The organism is Staphylococcus sp. HMSC36A10 (genome assembly GCF_001838845.1).
GTDB lineage: Bacteria > Bacillota > Bacilli > Staphylococcales > Staphylococcaceae > Staphylococcus > Staphylococcus aureus.
On sequence record NZ_KV839085.1, the window covers coordinates 10668 to 29556 of the forward strand.

Here is an 18889-nt window from a genome sequence, read left to right on the forward strand (position 1 = left end):
ATCGATTTTTCTAGTGATTGGTGCCTCAGTCTTTTTAATTTTAGCCAGCTATAAATTCAATTTATGCTTGAGAATCATCTTGATCATTTTCATCTTTCTTTTTCTTTCTCTTCATTAAACCTAAACCAACTAATAATGTCATAACGCCACCTAGTAATCCATTTTGTTTTATTGAGTCACCTGTATCTGGCAATCTTTTTTCACTTTGTGCAGGCGTGCCATTATGTTTAGTCACTTCAGATGTTGCACTTAATGTAGACTGAGATTCACTCGTGCTCGTTGTTGCTTCACTTGATAAGCGAGATGTGCTCGTGCTGTGAGTATGATGCATACTCATTGAGTCTGACGGATGCATTGAGTTAGATTCAGATGTACTTGTTGAGCCGGACATACTTGTTGATGTTGAGTCAGAAATGCTTTGTGAACCAGACATAGATGTACTCAGCGATTCGGATGTGCTTGTCGAATCGGATGTGCTCAATGACGTTGATGTGCTTGTTGACACTGATTCTGAGTCGCTCACTGAAGTCGAGTTGTACGTTGAACCGGACATACTTTGTGACATTGAAACACTTGTTGAATCGGATTCACTCATTGATGTTGAGTCAGATACGCTCGTTGAAACTGAACCAGACGTACTTAATGATTCAGATATGCTTGTTGAAGTTGAACCACTTGTTGAGTCCGATGTACTTGTCGATGTCGAGTCTGAATCTGATGTACTCAATGATTCTGAGTCACTGATAGAAGTTGAATCACTTGTAGATTCTGATTCTACTGTACTTTGTGAACCACTGATACTTATTGAAGTAGAATCACTGATACTGTCTGATGTTGATAATGATGTCGACACCGATGTGCTTTGTGATGACGATGTACTAGCACTCATTGACATTGATGTTGATATCGATGTACTTAAGGAACCAGATGCACTTGTACTTGTTGACTGGCTTTGTGACATTGAATCACTTAATGATGTAGATGTGCTTGTTGAGCTCGAGTCACTTAAACTTGTTGAACCTGATATTGAGTCACTTAAACTTGTCGATGTTGAAACTGATACGCTTCCGCTCATTGAGTCAGATGTTGAAAGTGATGTACTCGTTGAATTTGATCCACTGATGCTAGACGAATCACTTGTAGACATTGAGTCGCTTTCTGATGCACTGATGCTCATAGAGTCAAATTGACTATTACTTGTTGAGCTTGACTGCGAATCGCTCACACTTGTTGACGTTGATTCTGATCCACTCATACTTTGCGAGCTACTCAATGATTTTGAATCACTTAATGAATCCGAAGTGCTAAGACTTGTGGAACCACTTAAAGATATTGATCCACTTAATGAGTCGGAGTCACTTGTACTAGTAGAATCACTCATTGATATTGAATCACTTAGCGAGGTAGACTCGCTTACGCTTTCTGAACCACTTAATGATGTTGAGGTACTCAATGAACCAGATGTACTTGTTGAAGTCGAACCACTTGTCGATTTTGAATCACTTAATGAATCAGATTCACTCACGCTTTCCGAACTTCTTAGTGACGTCGATACACTTAATGATGACGAATCGCTTGTGCTTACTGAATCGCTCATCGATTGTGAGCCACTCAATGAACTAGACTCGCTTACACTTTCTGATTTTCTTAATGACGTTGAGACGCTCAATGAGCCAGAATCACTTACGCTTGTTGAACCACTCATCGATTTTGAGTCACTTTCAGAATTAGATTCGCTTACACTTTCTGAATCATTTACAGATTCTGACATACTTTGTGAATCAGATATGCTTGCGCTCATTACTTCACTAGCCGATGTTGATGTGCTTGTCGAATCACTTAACGATATAGACACACTCATCGAACCAGATGTACTCGCACTTGTTGAGTCTGATGTTGAATCACTAACACTATCAGATAATGACGTTGAATCACTCATACTTGTTGATGTACTTGTTGAAAGCGACATACTTTGTGAATCACTTGTACTTGTACGCATCGAAGTACTAGTTGAAGCTGATGTACTACGAGAGTCACTTGTTGATGTTGATGTACTTGCTGATCCAGATGCACTTGTACTTCTTGATGTGCTTTGTGAATCGCTTAATGATGTTGATGTTGAATCGGATTCACTTGTACTTTCTGATGTTGAGCCAGATTCTGATGTACTTACCGATGTTGATAAACTTGCAATGGTCGACATGCGGTTTGAAGTTGATGTACTTAGCGAATCACTTAATGATGCTGATGTGCTTTGTGAATCGGATTCACTGCTTTGCATTGACGCAGATGTTGAATCACTTAAAGATGTTGACGACGAATCGGATTCACTTGCGCTTGCTGAGTTACTGAGCGATGTTGACGTACTTGCTGATCCTGAGTTACTTGTACTTGTTGAGTCACTGAGTGATGTTGACGCACTTTCTGATGTTGATTCACTTGCACTTGTTGAGATACTTTGTGAATCAGATTCACTCTCTGAACCACTTAATGACGCTGATGTGCTTACCGAACCTGATTGACTCGTACTTTTAGATATACTTGTTGAATCGCTTAGTGACGTTGATGTCGATGTGGATTCACTTTGGCTTGTTGACTGACTTGTATATGATGATGTGCTTTGTGAATCGGATTCGCTCGTGCTTGTACTTGTTGATGCTGAGACACTTTGGCTTGCTGAGTTTGAGTCTACTCCGCTTTGATTCATTGATGCACTTAGTGACAATGACGTACTCGTTGAGTCAGACAAACTTGTACTCGTTGACGTACTTGTACTTCCTGATGTTGATTGAGACATACTTATGCTCATTGATGTTGAATCGGATTTACTTTCACTTGATGATGTTGAGTCGGATTCACTTTCACTTGTAGAACCACTTAATGATGTAGATGTACTAATGGAATCAGATTTACTTGTACTGATTGAATCACTTGTCGACATTGATGTACTTAATGAATCAGACTTACTATCACTTGTGGAATCACTTAATGATGTTGACAAACTTGTAGAGTTAGACAAACTTGTACTCGTTGACATACTCAGTGATGTTGAAACACTCTCGCTCTTAAACGTTGACGTTGATTCACTGATACTTGTCGATGTTGAAATGGACGCACTACCACTTGTTGAATTACTTAATGATGTTGATGTGCTACCAGATTCTGATGTACTGTCTGATAATGACGTACTCTCACTTGTCGAACTACTCACTGACTCTGATGTTGATTCAGACGTACTTTCACTTAATGATTCACTTAAAAAGGCAGATGCACTTTGTGATTCTGAATCGCTAGTACTATTTGATTCACTTAATGATATAGACGTGCTCTCTGAAGCAGATATTGCTTCACTTATAGAGTCGCTCGTTGACGTTGATTCACTTATTGAATCAGACTCTGATGTACTTAAGCTTGTGGAATCACTCATAGATGTTGATGTACGTTCTGAATTACTTGTACTTAACGATGTCGAAGTACTTACCGAACCAGATGTGCTCGTAGAAGCACTTTGTGATATTGATTCACTTGATGCAGTTGATGCTGATTTGCTATCACTCGTTGAATCACTAAACGACGTTGATATGCTCATTGAATCGGATTGACTTGCACTCATTGAACCAGACGTACTTTGTGATTCCGAAGTACGTACTGAAGCACTTGTCGACGTTGATGTACTTGTTGAACCTGATTGACTAGTACTTTGTGATAATGACTTACTATCAGAATCAGATGTACTTTGTGAATCACTTAATGATTCTGATGTACTACCTGACTGAGACGTGCTCATTGAACTACTTACGGACATTGATTTACTGTCTGATGCAGATAATGACCCACTTGTACTGATAGAGTCACTTACTATCTCTGAAGTACTCATCGAGTCTGATGTACTTGTTGAGACACTTTGTGATGCTGCTATGCTTAGTGATCCAGAAACAGAACCACTTGTGCTCGTCGAATCGCTCAATGATTCTGATGTACTCATCGATTTCGAATCACTTGTACTTAATGATATTGATGTACTTTGTGAATCTGATTTGCTTGTTGACGCACTTTGAGAGTTGGCTATGCTATTTGAAATACTGATAGAGTCCGAGGTGCTAGCTGACTCGCTCAATGATGTTGATGTACTAATTGCATTCGATGTACTGTCACTTAATGATGCTGATGTACTAGACGACCCTGATGTACTTGTTGATAGACTTTGTGACTTAGACAAGCTTCCTGATGTACTCATACTTAATGAGTCACTGAGTGATGTTGATGTACGCAATGAATCAGATGTACTTGTTGATAGACTTTCGGATTTTTCAGTACTGCTAGAGTTTGAAATAGAATCGCTTAATGATGTTGATTTACTAGCTGAATCCGACATGCTTGATGATACACTTTGTGAATTCACTAAACTTGTGCTTGTTGAGCTTGATACACTATTACTTTCAGATGTGCTTAATGACTTAGATGCACTCACAGAATCAGATAGGCTTACACTTGTCGATTTCGAGGTACTAGCTGATGTAGATACCACAATCGATCCTGATGTACTCGTTGATGCACTTTGTGAGTCAGCTTTACTTGTTGAGACACTTTGAGATTGTTGTGTACTTCCTGATGTTGATACGGAATCACTCATGCTATTTCTTGTTACTTCATATTTAAAAGTTGTCGTCGTTTTGTTACCGCTCGCATCTGTAGAAACGATTGATATAGTACTTGTACCAATGTTTGTTGGTGTACCACTAATAGTATTATTTGTACTATCAAATGTTAGTCCGGATGGCAATCCAGTCACTGTATTCGTCACCGCATTTCCACTGTTATCTTGCGTAGCAATTTTAATCGGGGATATTGGTGAATACACTTCTGATGATTGATCTCCTATTGGTGTCACTGTTGGTGCTGTCGTATCCACAACATTTATTGTAAAAGTTGTCGTCGATTTGTTATTTGCTTGGTCAGTAGACACAACTGTCACTGTTGATTGACCAATTTTTGTTGGTGTCCCAATGATTGAATTCGTTGCACTATCGTAACTTAATCCGCTTGGTAATCCTGTAACTGTATTTGTCACAGTCCCAGCACCATTATCCGTTGTAGTCAATACAATAGGATTCATTGTTTTACCCACTTCTATGGTTTGATTGCCTACAGTTACAGTTGGTGCTTTTACATCAGTAAAATAATATGTCACTGATTGTCCAGCATTCGTCATTTTTACAGTTTTATTTGTATCATTATAAGTTGACGCATATGAACTATCGACGGACGTGTAGTTATATCCTTTAGCAGTCAATGCAGATTGCTGATTATCGATTGTCACGACTTGATCAACATTTCCTGAATATGTTTTTGGTGGAATAATATCTTTACCTGTTGTTACATCAACGTATCTCACTTGTGTAACAGCAGACTCTGTATATTCGAATGTTCCAAATTGTACTTGTTGTAAATTTGTCGCGCCACCTGTTGAGGCTGTCATTGATAATGAAAAGTTGGTCGTACCACTTTTCGCAATCCAATCTGAAATATTACGCGTCCATGTTTGACCTGCATACGTTACAGTCATAACCTTTGTATCACCATTATAAGTAATATCAAAATTTTGGAACGTGTTGTTTGTAGGTTGAACTTTTAACTTCGCAGCATTATCAGCTGTTGAACTTGATGTATACGTTGTCGCAACACCATAACTATCTGTTGTTACAAAGGCACCAAACGCACCTCCACCAGCTACATTAGATGGGTCAGCATTCGCCTTTGCAGCTGAATTTGGTTTAGATGTATTGTGATACGTATCCAATTTGAAGCCAAATGCGTTACTTAAGCCACCAATACCTACTGCGGCACCGTTTAACCCTGTTTCACCTAATACACCTGGCGAAAAGGCAAAGCCGATACCATCTCCACCATTTCCATTACCTTCGTATTTATTACCTAAATTTACTTTTCCAGAAAAATGAAAACTCTTATTAGAGTCAATACGTGTTCCTAATGTAATAGCACCTTTTTGGCTGTATGCATCCTGTGTTAACGTCACAATACCGGTACTTTGATCATAGGTAGCATTACCTGACGTTGTCATATATTGTTTTAAGTTATCTTTATTAACTGTAATTGTATTAGCAGTTACTGCGGTTGTCGTCGCTGCTGACGCAAATGTTGACATAGCTAAGCGACTGAAAGTTCGAAGTTTTACTGGTGCGGTGCTAGTTGACGTTGTGCTAGTTTTGTTTAAGTTGACCGAAGATGGCGTTGTGCTTTGTGAAGTGTTATTTGATGCAGTACTTTGATTTGTTGATGTATTAATTGGTTGTTCTGTACTTGAAGTTGAAGCTACAGATTTAGTATCAGAACTTGATGTAGTATTCTTTGAGGATGTTGATTCTGATGTAGATGTCAATTTTTCTTGTTGATTGCTTGTACTATTAGTTGTCGAAGTGACCTTTTCAGACTTTTCACTTGAGACTGTGTCACTATTTGATGTTTGTACCGAACTACTATTTTTCGTTACACTTGTGGAATCGGCTGTTGATGTTGATGCTTCGATTGTCGTTGAGTTTTGATTACCTACTGTTTCACTTTGTGTGTTTAATTCAGAAGTTAATGGTGCATCAGAAGCCGCAAAAGCTTGCTGGTCATGCAACATATTTACCGTGAATGCACCACCAATAACCGCCGTAGTTTTCAGTCCGTATCCCGTCATTTTTTTACTAATGCTTTGATTATCTTGACTCACTAAACTATGACTAATAAATGGTAGCCCCATAATTTTGAACATTTCTATTTCTTTAATTCCGGATTTTACCCAATTTTTTCCAGATTTATAAAGTCTTACTCTTGTTTTTTCGTTTGCTAAGCTGTCATGAAATTCTTTCTGTCTTTTACTCATGTAATAACTCCTTGTATCATCTTATATTCATTAGACTATAATATATGCCACTATTCAATTTAATACAACTCTTTTTTGATACAAAAATACTCATTTTATTAAAATTTGTAAAAATTCATTTTTATTCGTCTAAATGTAATCGTTTTCATATTTTTAAAATTACTTTTTCTCGTTTATGCGTATAATCTTTTTTTATATAAATTTGGCTAATTGGCTTTATGTTTAATCATTATAATTGTTTCGTTTTTAAAATAATTATTGTATTAATATATCTATATCATCCACCTTTTATTTATAAATAGTTAATTTACAACTAAACGATAAATATTATATGCAAAATACATCTTTAATATTAAAGTAATACCAATATTTTTTCAATAAACCTAGTGTAATATATGTGTAATTCTAAAAGATTCTTCTTTAAAAATATAAATACCACTACATATTGCTTTAACATTTTCATTTATAAAGCGAAAAAATGCATCCTACTAAGTTGAATATTTAGTAACGATGCATTGAATTCACTAAAATGATTAAATTACTTATCTCTTTTCATCTGATTGATTATCGAAATTTCTTCCTTCTAAACCTGCTAACTCTTCTTTAGAAGCTGCAGGTGCTTTCATTTCAAATATCTCATTCACTACTGTGTAATCGTAATATCCTAATCTGGCAATAGGTTTAATCGACTTAATGTCCAATTTACCATTATCAAGAATAACCTTATCGTCAATATGAACTTGGGCAACTCTTCCTATAACAATATCTACGGTAGATACTGGGTCTCCTGTCGGAATACGAATCGTTTGAACGTACTCACATTCAAAATGTACTGGCGATTCTTTGACTCGATAACCTGGTGCTTCTATACATGCTTCTTTCGTCACACCTGCATATTCAAATTCATCCTCTTCAGGTGGTAGTGCCTTCGACGATAAATTAACAGCTTCTCTTAAATCATACGTGGCCATGTTCCATACAAACCACCCTGTCTCTTCTGCATTTTTTACTGTATCTTTACGCTCATGATCACCAAGAACAGATTGATTTGCTGCGAACATAACCATAGGCGGATCCCAAGTTAAGTTTTGATACTGACTATAAGGCGCTAAATTATCTTTCCCATCTTTCGATACAGTAGAAATCCAACCTATTGGACGAGGTACTGTACTACTTTTAAATGGGTCGTGCGGTAAACCATGACTTCTTACACCTTGTTTTGGCGAATAATTCATACTATCTTCACCCCTTATAAGTAATTACATTTAAGGTTACGCCCTCTTTACATAAGCGTCTAATATAAATAAACAATTTATTTATAAGTAGAAACTATATATGACGTGGTTGCTTATAATTTGCGTTCTTGATTCGAAAAATTCAGATAAGGATTTATACAATTAATATTTATGATATCTTTTGTAAATTTAATTAATTATAGTTACTTCAATCATGATTAGTTTATAATAATAAAGTGAAATTGAAAAAGACAGCTATTATGCGATGAGCGAAAAACTTCAAGTAAAACAAGAATTTAACGGCGTTACAAGGCAATACTTGAATTTCAGAACAGATAGTATCGATGATCTGGATAAGTTCAAAAAAGAATTCAAACCTGTTATGCACTTAAAAGGTGATGCATTCAATCAACAGTTACAATCTTTGATTAACAAATATCCACAAATACAAAAAAATATGAAATCAGAGTTCATTGCTTATTATGATAAAGAAAAAATAGAGAAACAGTAAAAAACTATGCTTGGAACCTTCAAAAATCTATAAATGACATTATGCAATCATATCCTAGCACAAAATTTGTACAGTTTTATAAAGATGATGTTTCCCCGTCAATGGTAGATGGAAATGGCCGTTTAAAATCGGATACTAATGTAATTTCCATCGAAGGAGGAAAGTATAATGAAAACAAATAAACTTATAACTGATTTAGATGCTATTGAGTTAAGTAGCGGTTGGAATTACAATTCGAAATTGGTGACTGGCAAAAATGCACTACTATCAGATAGCCTTTTAAGAGATATTAAAGTATTAAGTTCTAATGTTAAAGGCGACGCTGACATGCTAGAAATAGAACTTCGTGCTGTAATAAACGCAATGTCTCAAAACGAAGGTAAATCTGTTGATGCACTTAAAAATAGTACCGCTTCTCTAAAAAACAATCTAACCAAATTAAAAGAGCAACTCGACAAAACTACACATTAATTTCATACATTTTGAGTGAACAGAATTATATTTCCATAGCAAACATTCCTAAACTACACATACGTTACATAATTGATTCATTTTTATAGAAACGGGTAAAAATGATAAAGTAATCATCTTTCACAAAAAATCAAATATTGGGAGGAATAAAATATGATTTTACGTTACGTGACCAATTTAAAACTTGCGAAAGAGCTATACCAAGCCAGTAAACCTAAATTGCAAGAAGATAAGGGTATGATTGAACTGTTTGAACATACTTTTGGCTTGCAAAAAGAACTTGTAAAATACGTCGGCATTGCAGAAGCAACTACTGCTGCTTTATACTCAGCTAGCTTTATCAATAAAAACATTTCTCGCCTTGCTTCACTATCAACGATAGGCATTTTAAGTGTAGCTGTTTACAAACATTTTGAAGCTGGCCAAGGTAAAAAAGGTGCACAACATGCATTAGATTTATTAGGTCTTGCTACTTTAAGTTTACTAGATACATTTTCTTGTAATAAAAAATAGTCTTCATTTTAGAAGCACATACTTTAGCACCTGTGTACTTTTGATTCAATTCATAAACGGTACACCGCTATAGCATGTGTTTTATTATTTTTCTGGTCTCTTTATCGTAAATATTCCCCCTAATTTAGCATAATCATTTCCGGCTAAACGAGAAACAGCCTGTAATGCGTGTGGATTGATTTTAAAATCACCCTCATAAATACTGTCATCAATATGATAAGTTACAATTTCACCTATTATTAAATCAGCCCCATCTAATACATCTCCAAGCAATATCATTTGCGATAGTTTACATTCGAATCTCATTTTCGCGTCTTTAATTCCTGGCGTCTTAATCGTTGTAGATGTTAAAAGTGATAATTCTGTACGACTCAACTCACTGTCACCATATGCTAACGGCGCTGCAGTCTCATTAATATCTTGAACGTTATCTTCGTCTGTAATATGCACAACAAAGTCTCCAGTCCGCTCTATATTCAAGGCAGTATCTTTTCTCTTACCTCCTGCACGTTGAACTGCAATAGCAACCATTGGCGGATGGTTATTAACAATATTAAAAAAGCTAAATGGTGCTGCATTTACTGATGCATCTTGATTTAATGTTGTAACAAAAGCTATAGGTCGTGGAATAATTGAACCAATTAATAATTTATAGTTTTCTCTAGCAGTTAATGATTGTGCATCAAACGTATACATAATACCTACCTCTTTTCTTAGTATATCTAGGTATTTCTCCGATTTTGGTTAATTTAAACATCTATTCTCCGCTGAAAATCACTTGTATTTATTTAGCAAATCTTTTGAAATATGACACATATGCATATCTTCTGGATATTTTTCTAAATGTTGCTGATGTTCTTCAGCACTTTTAATGTAATTAGACAGCGGTAAGACTTCCACTGCAATTTGATCTCTGTCTTTACGTCGTTCAATGAACTGACGAGCTTCAATTAAGTGGTCATCTAAACAACTATATAAACCCGTACGATACTTTTCTCCAATATCATTTCCTTGTCGATTCACACTGTATGGATCAATAATTTCAAATAAATAATTCATGATGTCTGTAATTGTTAACATACGATCATCGATATGAAGTTTGACACATTCAGCATAACCATCATACGGACCGTCTAATTTAGAACTTCTTCCATTTGCTCTTCCTGCTTCTGTATGTATAATTCCAGGTATTGTTGCAAAAAATGCTTCAACACCCCATAAACATCCTCCTGCTACATAAACAACTGCCATATTTACACCTCATCATCCTTTTTTATATTTTTAACAAGGTTATACCATTTAATACCGCCATGACATGATTCTGATACACCTTCATTACGATACCCATATTTTTCATAAAATGAAATTAATGATTCTCGACATGTTAACGTTACACCATGTCGATGATGATTCTTAGCAAGAGTTTCAAAATAGTTTAGTAAGCGACCTGCAATACCCTGACCTTGATAATTTGGTGCTACAACAAGACCTAACACACTAATATAGCCACCTTCACTATTATTTGTGGAGACATTTTTAAATAAATCATCGCTAATGTAACGCTCTTTTATGACTGGACCGTTGATGTATCCAATTACTTCATCATTCTTTTCAGCTACAATAAAAGTTTCTTGAATTTGTTCAATTCTCAATTTCAATGCCTCTCGTGTTGCAGCTTCTTCCGGTGAAAAAACAATATTTTCAAGTGCAATAATTTGATCTAAGTCCTGCATGATTACTTTTCTTAATACCATAAAAACACTTCCTTAGCCCTATATATCAAAAGTAATACCTTCATCTTTATATTCATTATTTTCAAACTACCTTCACTATAAAAAACGAGTCTTTTTATTGAAAGCCATTCGCCTTAATCAATTAGACAAGTTGTATTATACGAATTAGTAAATAATCATGATTATAATTCATTTTAAGCATACTCAAAAAGACTGGTACATGTATACCAGTCTAATTCGAAAAAATATATTTAGTTAAAACCATTTCAAAAACGACTTCACTTTTCCTGGCTTAGTCGGTCTGTCTAAATAAACAAAATTATCATTGATTACTGAACTGGCATTTCGAAGTAATGCTTCAATATCATTCGAATATTTCTTCAATTTATGATTGTGAAATAATTCTTGCATCAAAAATGGTCTTTGGTCACATGAATGTGCATCTGAAGCTACAAAATGAGCCAAATTACATTCTATAAATTGTAATGATAACTTTTGAATGTTTTTACCAAATCCACCAACTAAAGAACTCGATGTTAATTGACTCAATGCCCCATTTGCAACCAATTCATATAATATTTCTGGATTTTTGGCGATACTTCTATTTCTTTCAGGATGTGCAATGATTGGTATGTAGCCTCTCGATTGTATTTCAAAAAACAATTGTTTTGTATAATGTGGTACTTCGCCCGTTGGAAATTCAATTAATAAATATTTCGAACGATTAATACCTTGAATACTACCATTATCTAAGCCTTTCAGAATCGAATCTGTAATTCTAATTTCTTGCCCGGGAAATAATTTAATATCCAATGCTTGAACTTCTGGATGCGTTCTTAACTCCGCCAATTTCACAAGCACTTGTTGAAATGTATTATCATATCTCGGATGCAAATGATGAGGTGTCGCTACAATACTTGTTACACCTTCATCCTTAGCTTGCTTTAATAGTGCAATACTCTTTTCAATTGTTTTAGGACCATCATCTATATCAACTAATATATGGTTATGAATATCAATCATGATTCATCAGTCCCATAATATGCATAGTAACTAGCACTTTTATCTTTAGGCATTCTATTTAAGACTACACCTAATAATTTAGCACCTGTTGCTTCAATAAGTTCTTTTCCTTTTTTAACTTCATCTTTATTATTATTTTCCGAATTAACTACGTAGACAACATTGCCGGTAAACTTTGAAAATAATTGCGCATCTGTAACTGTGTTCACTGGTGGCGTATCGATAATTACAAAGTTATAATTCATCAATAATGTGTCATACAAATTTGCAAATGCCCTTGATGTAATTAACTCTGACGGATTCGGTGGGATTGGCCCAGACGTCAAGACGTCTAAATCTTGAATTTCAGTTGAGATAATACTGTCTTGATAAGTTGACCAATTTAGCAATAAACTTGATAGGCCTTCATTGTTTGGCAAATTAAAAATATAATGCTGCGTAGGTTTACGCATATCCCCGTCTACGATTAGTGTTTTATAACCTGCTTGCGCATATGCAACTGCTAAATTTGCTGCAATTGTAGACTTACCTGCGCCTGGTGCCTCTGAAGTGATTACAATGCTTTGAACTGCACTGTCAGGATTTGCAAACATAATATTTGATCTTATGCCTCGAAATTTCTCGCTAATAGGTGACTTTGGTTGTTCATGGACAATTAAACTTGATGTACTTCTTCGTGTATTCGTCATGGTAATTCCTCGTAAATTAAAATTTTTGTATTGAACCTAAAATAGGTAATCCTAGTTGCGATTCAACATCTTCTTCTGTCTTAATACGCTTATCTAATAATTCTTTTAAGAAAATAATCAATATTGCTAAAACAATACCAACAATAATGCTGATCACTAAGTTGACAGATACTATTGGAGATACTTTTACAGCATTATCATGTGCTGAGGAAAGTATCGTAACATTATCAACACTCATAATTTTAGGCATGTCATGAGCAAAAACTTTAGATATTCTATTAACAATTTTGTCAGATTCAGATTTATTCCCAGTTGTAACTGATACAGTAATAATCTGAGAGTTTGTTTGATTGGTTACTTTTAAAAACGAATTCAACTCAGCTGTTGAATACTGACCATCAAACTCTCTAGATACTTTATCTAGAATTCTTGGACTTTTGATAATTTCCGTATATGTATTAACAGACTGCAAACTACTTTGAACATTTTGGAACGCTAAATCACTTGAGGACTTTTTCATGTTCACTAGTATTTGAGTAGAAGCAGTATATTTGTCAGGCATAACAAAAAAGGTTAATGCCGCACTTACTACAAGACATATTGCCGGTAAAATAAGCAATAATTTAATATTCTTCTTTAGAATATTTAATAGTTTTACTAAATCAAACTTTTCTTTCATGGTTTCCTCCACATAATCAATCATTGTATTCATTATGTATGTTTTATAAATCGGACAATTATATCTAGTTTAACGACCACAAAACATACACAACTACATTTTCTCTAATTATTTATATAAATATTTTATCGTTTAAAATTATATCATGATTCTCTACCGTTATGTATAACTTATTTATATTTTTGTATAAGATATAATATTGTCCAACTTCAAATATCCAAACCTATTAATAATAAAACTAGATACCATCGTACGCTATCATGGCTTTCTTATAATCGAGTAGAAGCATCATCATTACTTGATTATTTGCTCTTTACAACACCGAGCGTGCCCGTACTCGGTAATTCAATACCTTGCCTAACCCGTCACTGTGAGTTGGGTTAATGATAATAAAGCCCACACCTTTTAAAAAGATGTGGGTAATTTATATAATTTTTATTTACATTTTTAACTTATAAAAAAAAGCGCCTATGTCATGATTTACCATCACATAGGCGCTTATCAATAAATTATTACTTATTACTTTCCATTTCATCTAATTTATGCGGATTTCCTGTAATTAGATGACAACTTATTCTTTTCAGGGGAACATTACACTTTTATAATATGTTCAAAGACAAACTTAACCATTCACAAATATAAAGAATAATATTATCAAATCATTGAACAAATCGTATTTTGCAACAATTGATATTTATATTAATGTATTGCATTTAATTTATAAAATTCATATACATCTTAATATTCTCAATATCGATTTGTATTGTCAACTTTATATAGATTTAAAAAAATAATCTCATGTCTTTTTTTACAAAAGTAAGTTAATTATTACAAACTAGTAACAAAAATTATTTCTTCAAAAATATATTTAGTAGCGAATACACTTCATCTTTGAATTGACTTTTACTTTCTTCCACTGCTCCAAATTTTTGCGAAAAGGATGCTTTCAAATACCAACTTTCAAGAAACAGCAATATTAAATTCTGAAAGTCTTCTTTTGTCATCTTTATCTTTGATTCATCATAGAATTTTGCTATCTCTTTACTTAATGATTGATTTAAATCTTGTATTTGTCCGTAAATATTTCCAGAAAATTCCTCAGGCGTATTAGATAATTGAACGTACATTCTAATATACCTTTCTTCGATGTCGAAAATAAACTCAAATAAGAATTGATATAAAGCATCAATTGAATAGTTCGATTTATTTTGATTCATCATAATAATATTATTAAGGTAATCAAAACAACATTTAACACTTTGTTCGTAAATACTTTTTTTCGAGTCAAAATGGTAATATAAACTCGCTTTTTTTATATTTACACTTTTAGCTATATCATCAAGTGTTGTACCGTCATACCCCTTCTCTGAAAATAAGGTTATTGCGTTATCAATAATCTTATCCTTCAATTTTTAAAACCCCCTACTGAAAATTAATCACACTATGTTACAGGAAAATTAAGTTGCAATTACAAATATTTCCGTTTAATTATAACAACAATCTATTGCAAATTAAAATACTATCAATTACCATATGGCTTACAACCTAACTAACGAAAGGTAGGTAAAGAAATTGCAATTTTTTAACTTTTTGCTTTTTTATCCTGTATTTATGTCTATTTACTGGATTGTCGGTTCAATTTATTTCTATTTTACCAGAGAAATTAGATATTCATTGAACAAGAAGCCTGACATAAATGTGGATGAATTAGAAGGCATTACATTTTTACTTGCCTGTTATAACGAAAGTGAAACGATTGAAGATACGTTGTCTAATGTTCTTGCACTCAAATACGAGAAGAAAGAAATTATTATCATTAATGATGGAAGTTCAGATAATACAGCAGAACTCATCTATAAAATCAAAGAAAATAATGACTTTATTTTCGTCGATTTACAAGAAAACAGAGGTAAAGCCAACGCACTCAATCAAGGTATTAAACAGGCTTCATATGATTATGTAATGTGCTTGGATGCAGATACTATCGTTGATCAAGATGCACCATATTATATGATTGAAAATTTCAAACATGATCCAAAACTTGGTGCAGTTACAGGTAACCCTAGAATTCGAAATAAGAGTTCTATTTTAGGTAAAATTCAAACGATAGAATATGCAAGTTTAATTGGCTGTATTAAGCGAAGTCAGACACTTGCTGGCGCAGTCAATACTATTTCGGGTGTCTTCACTCTATTTAAAAAAAGTGCAGTTGTCGACGTTGGCTACTGGGATACTGATATGATTACCGAAGATATTGCAGTTTCTTGGAAATTGCATTTACGTGGATATCGTATTAAGTATGAACCGCTTGCCATGTGTTGGATGTTGGTTCCAGAAACATTGGGAGGTCTTTGGAAGCAACGCGTGAGATGGGCTCAAGGGGGACACGAAGTATTACTACGAGACTTTTTTAGCACAATGAAAACGAAAAGGTTTCCTTTATATATTTTGATGTTTGAGCAAATCATCTCGATTTTATGGGTATATATAGTGCTTCTATATTTAGGCTATTTGTTCATAACAGCAAACTTCTTAGACTATACATTTATGACATATAGTTTTTCAATATTTCTACTATCATCATTTACTATGACTTTTATAAACGTTATTCAATTTACAGTCGCACTCTTTATTGATAGTCGCTACGAGAAAAAGAATATGGCTGGACTCATATTTGTAAGTTGGTATCCGACAGTATACTGGATTATTAACGCAGCAGTAGTTCTTGTCGCATTTCCAAAAGCATTAAAACGTAAGAAAGGTGGTTACGCAACATGGTCAAGCCCAGACAGAGGGAATACCCAACGCTAAAATCATCGCTAAATATTGTAAGAGAAACAGCACTTATCGCTATATCTTGTGTCTTTTGGATATATTGTTTAGTTGTTCTACTCGTTTATATTGGTACTATATTTGAAATTCATGACGAAAGTATCAATACAATACGTGTTGCTTTAAACATTGAAAATACTGAAATTTTAGATATATTTGAAACTATGGGCATTTTCGCGATTATCATTTTTGTATTTTTTACAATTAGCATATTGATTCAAAAATGGCAGAGAGGAAGAGAATCGTGAAGTATAGAAAATTAATAATTTTAGTGTTGAGTATCTTGATCATATTGCCTGTAAGCACACTGGATGGTCATCATATTGCAAATGCAGATGACGATTCACCTAAAAAACTGAAATATAAAGAAAATAGTGCTCTGGCATTAAATTATCACCGTGTAAGAAAAGCGAATTTTCTGAATAATTTTATTTACTTCTTTTCTAGTAGTAAAGAAATTAAAAATTATAGTGTTAGTCAATCACAATTTGAATCTCAAATAAAATGGCTAAAATCACATGATGCTAAATTTTTAACCTTGAAAGAATTTTTATATTACAAGAAAAAAGGTAAGTTTCCAAAACGAAGTGTATGGATTAACTTTGATGATATGGATGAAACTATTTATGAAAATGCTTATCCAATCTTAAAAAAATATAAAATACCGGCAACTGGGTTTATTATCACAGGTCATGTTGGGGAAGAAAACTTTCACAACCTCGATATGATTAGTAAAAAAGAACTAAAAGAAATGTATAAAACTGGGTTATGGGAATTTGAAACACATACCCACGATTTGCATAACTTATCTAAAAATAATAAGTCAAAATTAATGAAAGCTTCTGAAGCTACAATCATAAAAGATTTAAACAAAAGTGAAAAATATCTAACTAAAAACTTTAAAAAGTCGCAGAAAACTATAGCCTATCCTTATGGCTTGATGAATGACGATAAATTACCGGTAATCAAAAAAGCTGGGTTAAAATACGGTTTTTCATTAGAGGAAAAAGCAGTCACTCCGAACTCCAATGATTATTACATCCCTAGAATATTAATTAGTGATGATGCTTTTGAGCATTTAATTAAGAGATGGGACGGATTCCATGAAAAAGATTAGACTTGAACTCGTATATTTACGTGCTATTATATGTGCAATTATTATTATCACACATTTACTTACACAAATTACTTTAAAACATGAGAATATGGAGGGAGGATCCTTAGTATTACAATTTTACATTCGTAATATTGTGATTTTTGGTACACCTTGCTTTATTATCTTGTCACAGTTACTGACAACCTTGAATTACCAAAAAGTCACCTATAGATACTTAACTACACGCGTAAAATATATACTTATTCCTTACATATTAATGGGATTGTTTTACAGTTATAGTGAATCATTATTAACAGATTCAAGTTTCAATAAACAATTCATTGAAAATGTCCTATTAGGTCAATGGTATGGCTATTTTATCGTTGTTATCATGCAATTCTTTATTTTGAGTTATATCATTTTTAAAATTAACTATAACCTATTCAACAGTAAAATATTATTATTGTTATCTTTTATTTTACAGCAATCATTTTTATATTACTTTACGAACAACACAGCGTTTCACGATACCGTGCTACACTATTATCCATTAAGTGAAAACACTATAATATTCGGATGGATTTTTTATTTCTTTTTAGGTGCATATATGGGTTATAACTACGAACGTGTATTAAATTTCTTAGAACGTTATTTAGTTATTATGATTGTATTAGCTGTAGCTACTTATTTTGTGTTTATTGCGTTAGCAAATGGAGACTATTGGAACGTTACCAGCTTTTCATATTCATTAACACCATACAATAGTATTATGTTTATTGTTATCTTGGGTATTTGCACGCATTTTAAAACAATGTTATTTAATACGATTCAAATGATTAGTGCTTTCTCATTCTTTATTTATTTATTACATCCAATCATTCTAGACTCATTGTTTGCATATACAAATATATTTGAGGATAATACAATTGTCTTTCTAGCGATATCACTACTATTCATTTTAGGATTATGTATAGGTGTCGGCATGATATTGCGTGAATTCTATATCTTTAGGTTTATTATTGGAAAACAACCATATAAATTGAACATTAATGCTTATTAATTATTAAGCTATGTTAAAAACACGCGGTGGGCGAAATCAATTTGAATTGACTGACTTCGTTTTACCGCGTGTTTAATATTGTTATACATATATTCTAATTGCACATTTAAACTTCGTAAATGCCAATGGGAGTGGGACAGAAATGATATTTTCGCAAA

General features: G+C 33.6%; 15 protein-coding genes and 1 pseudogene. 7 read left to right on the plus strand and 9 right to left on the minus strand.

The window, feature by feature from the left end:
• Positions 1-61 precede the first annotated feature (61 nt).
• Entirely contained in the window at positions 62-6889 is a 6828-nt protein-coding gene (sasA, locus tag HMPREF3247_RS02815; protein WP_024946860.1) for a serine-rich repeat glycoprotein adhesin SasA, read from the minus strand.
• A 542-nt stretch (positions 6890-7431) separates the two neighbouring features.
• A complete protein-coding gene (locus HMPREF3247_RS02820) occupies positions 7432-8124 on the minus strand; it encodes a flavin reductase family protein (RefSeq protein WP_001109873.1) in 693 nt (230 codons plus the stop codon).
• Between the two features lie 235 nt (positions 8125-8359).
• Between HMPREF3247_RS02820 and HMPREF3247_RS02825 the strand changes: the two are divergent.
• The 3 genes and pseudogenes from HMPREF3247_RS02825 to HMPREF3247_RS02835 form a co-directional block, all read left to right on the plus strand.
• Positions 8360-8817: pseudogene (locus HMPREF3247_RS02825) on the plus strand (hypothetical protein); the annotation flags it as partial.
• Positions 8804-9106: a hypothetical protein gene (locus HMPREF3247_RS02830; RefSeq protein WP_000856175.1), complete on the plus strand. Its 303-nt coding sequence runs from the start codon at positions 8804-8806 to the stop codon at positions 9104-9106. The pseudogene HMPREF3247_RS02825 and the gene HMPREF3247_RS02830, both read left to right, overlap by 14 nt.
• Before the next feature lie 153 nt (positions 9107-9259).
• The gene (locus tag HMPREF3247_RS02835) at positions 9260-9619 is read left to right on the plus strand and encodes a hypothetical protein (protein ID WP_000603497.1); all 360 of its coding nucleotides are present in this window, start codon (positions 9260-9262) and stop codon (positions 9617-9619) included.
• An 84-nt stretch (positions 9620-9703) separates the two neighbouring features.
• Here HMPREF3247_RS02835 and HMPREF3247_RS02840 read toward each other — a convergent pair whose 3' ends face one another.
• The 7 genes from HMPREF3247_RS02840 to icaR form a co-directional block, all read right to left on the minus strand.
• Positions 9704-10315 carry a flavin reductase family protein gene (locus HMPREF3247_RS02840; RefSeq protein ID WP_000287923.1) on the minus strand — a complete coding sequence of 204 codons (612 nt, stop codon included), beginning with the start codon at positions 10313-10315 and terminating at the stop codon, positions 9704-9706.
• Positions 10316-10393: 78 nt separating this feature from the next.
• Positions 10394-10870 (minus strand): peptide-methionine (S)-S-oxide reductase, encoded by a 477-nt coding sequence (locus tag HMPREF3247_RS02845; protein ID WP_000301927.1) that lies wholly within the window; start codon positions 10868-10870, stop codon positions 10394-10396.
• Between the two features lie 2 nt (positions 10871-10872).
• The gene (locus HMPREF3247_RS02850) at positions 10873-11373 is read right to left on the minus strand and encodes a GNAT family N-acetyltransferase (RefSeq protein WP_000244280.1); all 501 of its coding nucleotides are present in this window, start codon (positions 11371-11373) and stop codon (positions 10873-10875) included.
• Between the two features lie 234 nt (positions 11374-11607).
• Positions 11608-12375: a tyrosine-protein phosphatase gene (locus HMPREF3247_RS02855; protein ID WP_000565310.1), complete on the minus strand. Its 768-nt coding sequence runs from the start codon at positions 12373-12375 to the stop codon at positions 11608-11610.
• Positions 12372-13064 (minus strand): polysaccharide biosynthesis tyrosine autokinase, encoded by a 693-nt coding sequence (locus tag HMPREF3247_RS02860; RefSeq protein ID WP_000185863.1) that lies wholly within the window; start codon positions 13062-13064, stop codon positions 12372-12374. The genes HMPREF3247_RS02855 and HMPREF3247_RS02860 overlap by 4 nt, the downstream gene beginning before the upstream one ends.
• Before the next feature lie 16 nt (positions 13065-13080).
• A complete protein-coding gene (locus HMPREF3247_RS02865; protein ID WP_000659677.1) occupies positions 13081-13743 on the minus strand; it encodes a YveK family protein in 663 nt (220 codons plus the stop codon).
• 848 nt (positions 13744-14591) lie between these two features.
• Positions 14592-15152 (minus strand): ica operon transcriptional regulator IcaR, encoded by a 561-nt coding sequence (icaR, locus tag HMPREF3247_RS02870; RefSeq protein ID WP_000653261.1) that lies wholly within the window; start codon positions 15150-15152, stop codon positions 14592-14594.
• Positions 15153-15315: 163 nt separating this feature from the next.
• Here icaR and icaA point away from each other — a divergent pair, with 163 nt between their 5' ends.
• From icaA to icaC, 4 genes are read left to right on the plus strand one after another with little or no spacing between them, the layout of a single operon-like run.
• Entirely contained in the window at positions 15316-16554 is a 1239-nt protein-coding gene (gene icaA / locus HMPREF3247_RS02875; protein ID WP_001159430.1) for a poly-beta-1,6 N-acetyl-D-glucosamine synthase IcaA, read from the plus strand.
• Entirely contained in the window at positions 16518-16823 is a 306-nt protein-coding gene (icaD, locus tag HMPREF3247_RS02880) for an intracellular adhesion protein IcaD (RefSeq protein ID WP_000240580.1), read from the plus strand. The genes icaA and icaD overlap by 37 nt, the downstream gene beginning before the upstream one ends.
• The gene (gene icaB / locus HMPREF3247_RS02885; RefSeq protein ID WP_000877369.1) at positions 16820-17692 is read left to right on the plus strand and encodes an intercellular adhesin biosynthesis polysaccharide N-deacetylase; all 873 of its coding nucleotides are present in this window, start codon (positions 16820-16822) and stop codon (positions 17690-17692) included. Before icaD ends, icaB begins: the two co-directional genes overlap by 4 nt.
• Positions 17679-18731, plus strand: coding sequence for a polysaccharide intercellular adhesin biosynthesis/export protein IcaC (gene icaC, locus HMPREF3247_RS02890; RefSeq protein WP_000723835.1), 1053 nt, complete (start codon positions 17679-17681; stop codon positions 18729-18731). Before icaB ends, icaC begins: the two co-directional genes overlap by 14 nt.
• Positions 18732-18889: the final 158 nt, after the last annotated feature.

Bases quoted from the DNA above. Each gene is read 5' to 3' on its own strand.
- sasA (WP_024946860.1), bottom strand. From the start codon at position 6,889: ATGAGTAAAAGACAGAAAGAATTTCATGACAGCTTAGCAAACGAAAAA.
- HMPREF3247_RS02820 (WP_001109873.1), bottom strand. From the start codon at position 8,124: ATGAATTATTCGCCAAAACAAGGTGTAAGAAGTCATGGTTTACCGCAC.
- HMPREF3247_RS02830 (WP_000856175.1), top strand. From the start codon at position 8,804: ATGAAAACAAATAAACTTATAACTGATTTAGATGCTATTGAGTTAAGT.
- HMPREF3247_RS02835 (WP_000603497.1), top strand. From the start codon at position 9,260: ATGATTTTACGTTACGTGACCAATTTAAAACTTGCGAAAGAGCTATAC.
- HMPREF3247_RS02840 (WP_000287923.1), bottom strand. From the start codon at position 10,315: ATGTATACGTTTGATGCACAATCATTAACTGCTAGAGAAAACTATAAA.
- HMPREF3247_RS02845 (WP_000301927.1), bottom strand. From the start codon at position 10,870: ATGGCAGTTGTTTATGTAGCAGGAGGATGTTTATGGGGTGTTGAAGCA.
- HMPREF3247_RS02850 (WP_000244280.1), bottom strand. From the start codon at position 11,373: ATGGTATTAAGAAAAGTAATCATGCAGGACTTAGATCAAATTATTGCA.
- HMPREF3247_RS02855 (WP_000565310.1), bottom strand. From the start codon at position 12,375: ATGATTGATATTCATAACCATATATTAGTTGATATAGATGATGGTCCT.
- HMPREF3247_RS02860 (WP_000185863.1), bottom strand. From the start codon at position 13,064: ATGACGAATACACGAAGAAGTACATCAAGTTTAATTGTCCATGAACAA.
- HMPREF3247_RS02865 (WP_000659677.1), bottom strand. From the start codon at position 13,743: ATGAAAGAAAAGTTTGATTTAGTAAAACTATTAAATATTCTAAAGAAG.
- icaD (WP_000240580.1), top strand. From the start codon at position 16,518: ATGGTCAAGCCCAGACAGAGGGAATACCCAACGCTAAAATCATCGCTA.
- icaC (WP_000723835.1), top strand. From the start codon at position 17,679: ATGAAAAAGATTAGACTTGAACTCGTATATTTACGTGCTATTATATGT.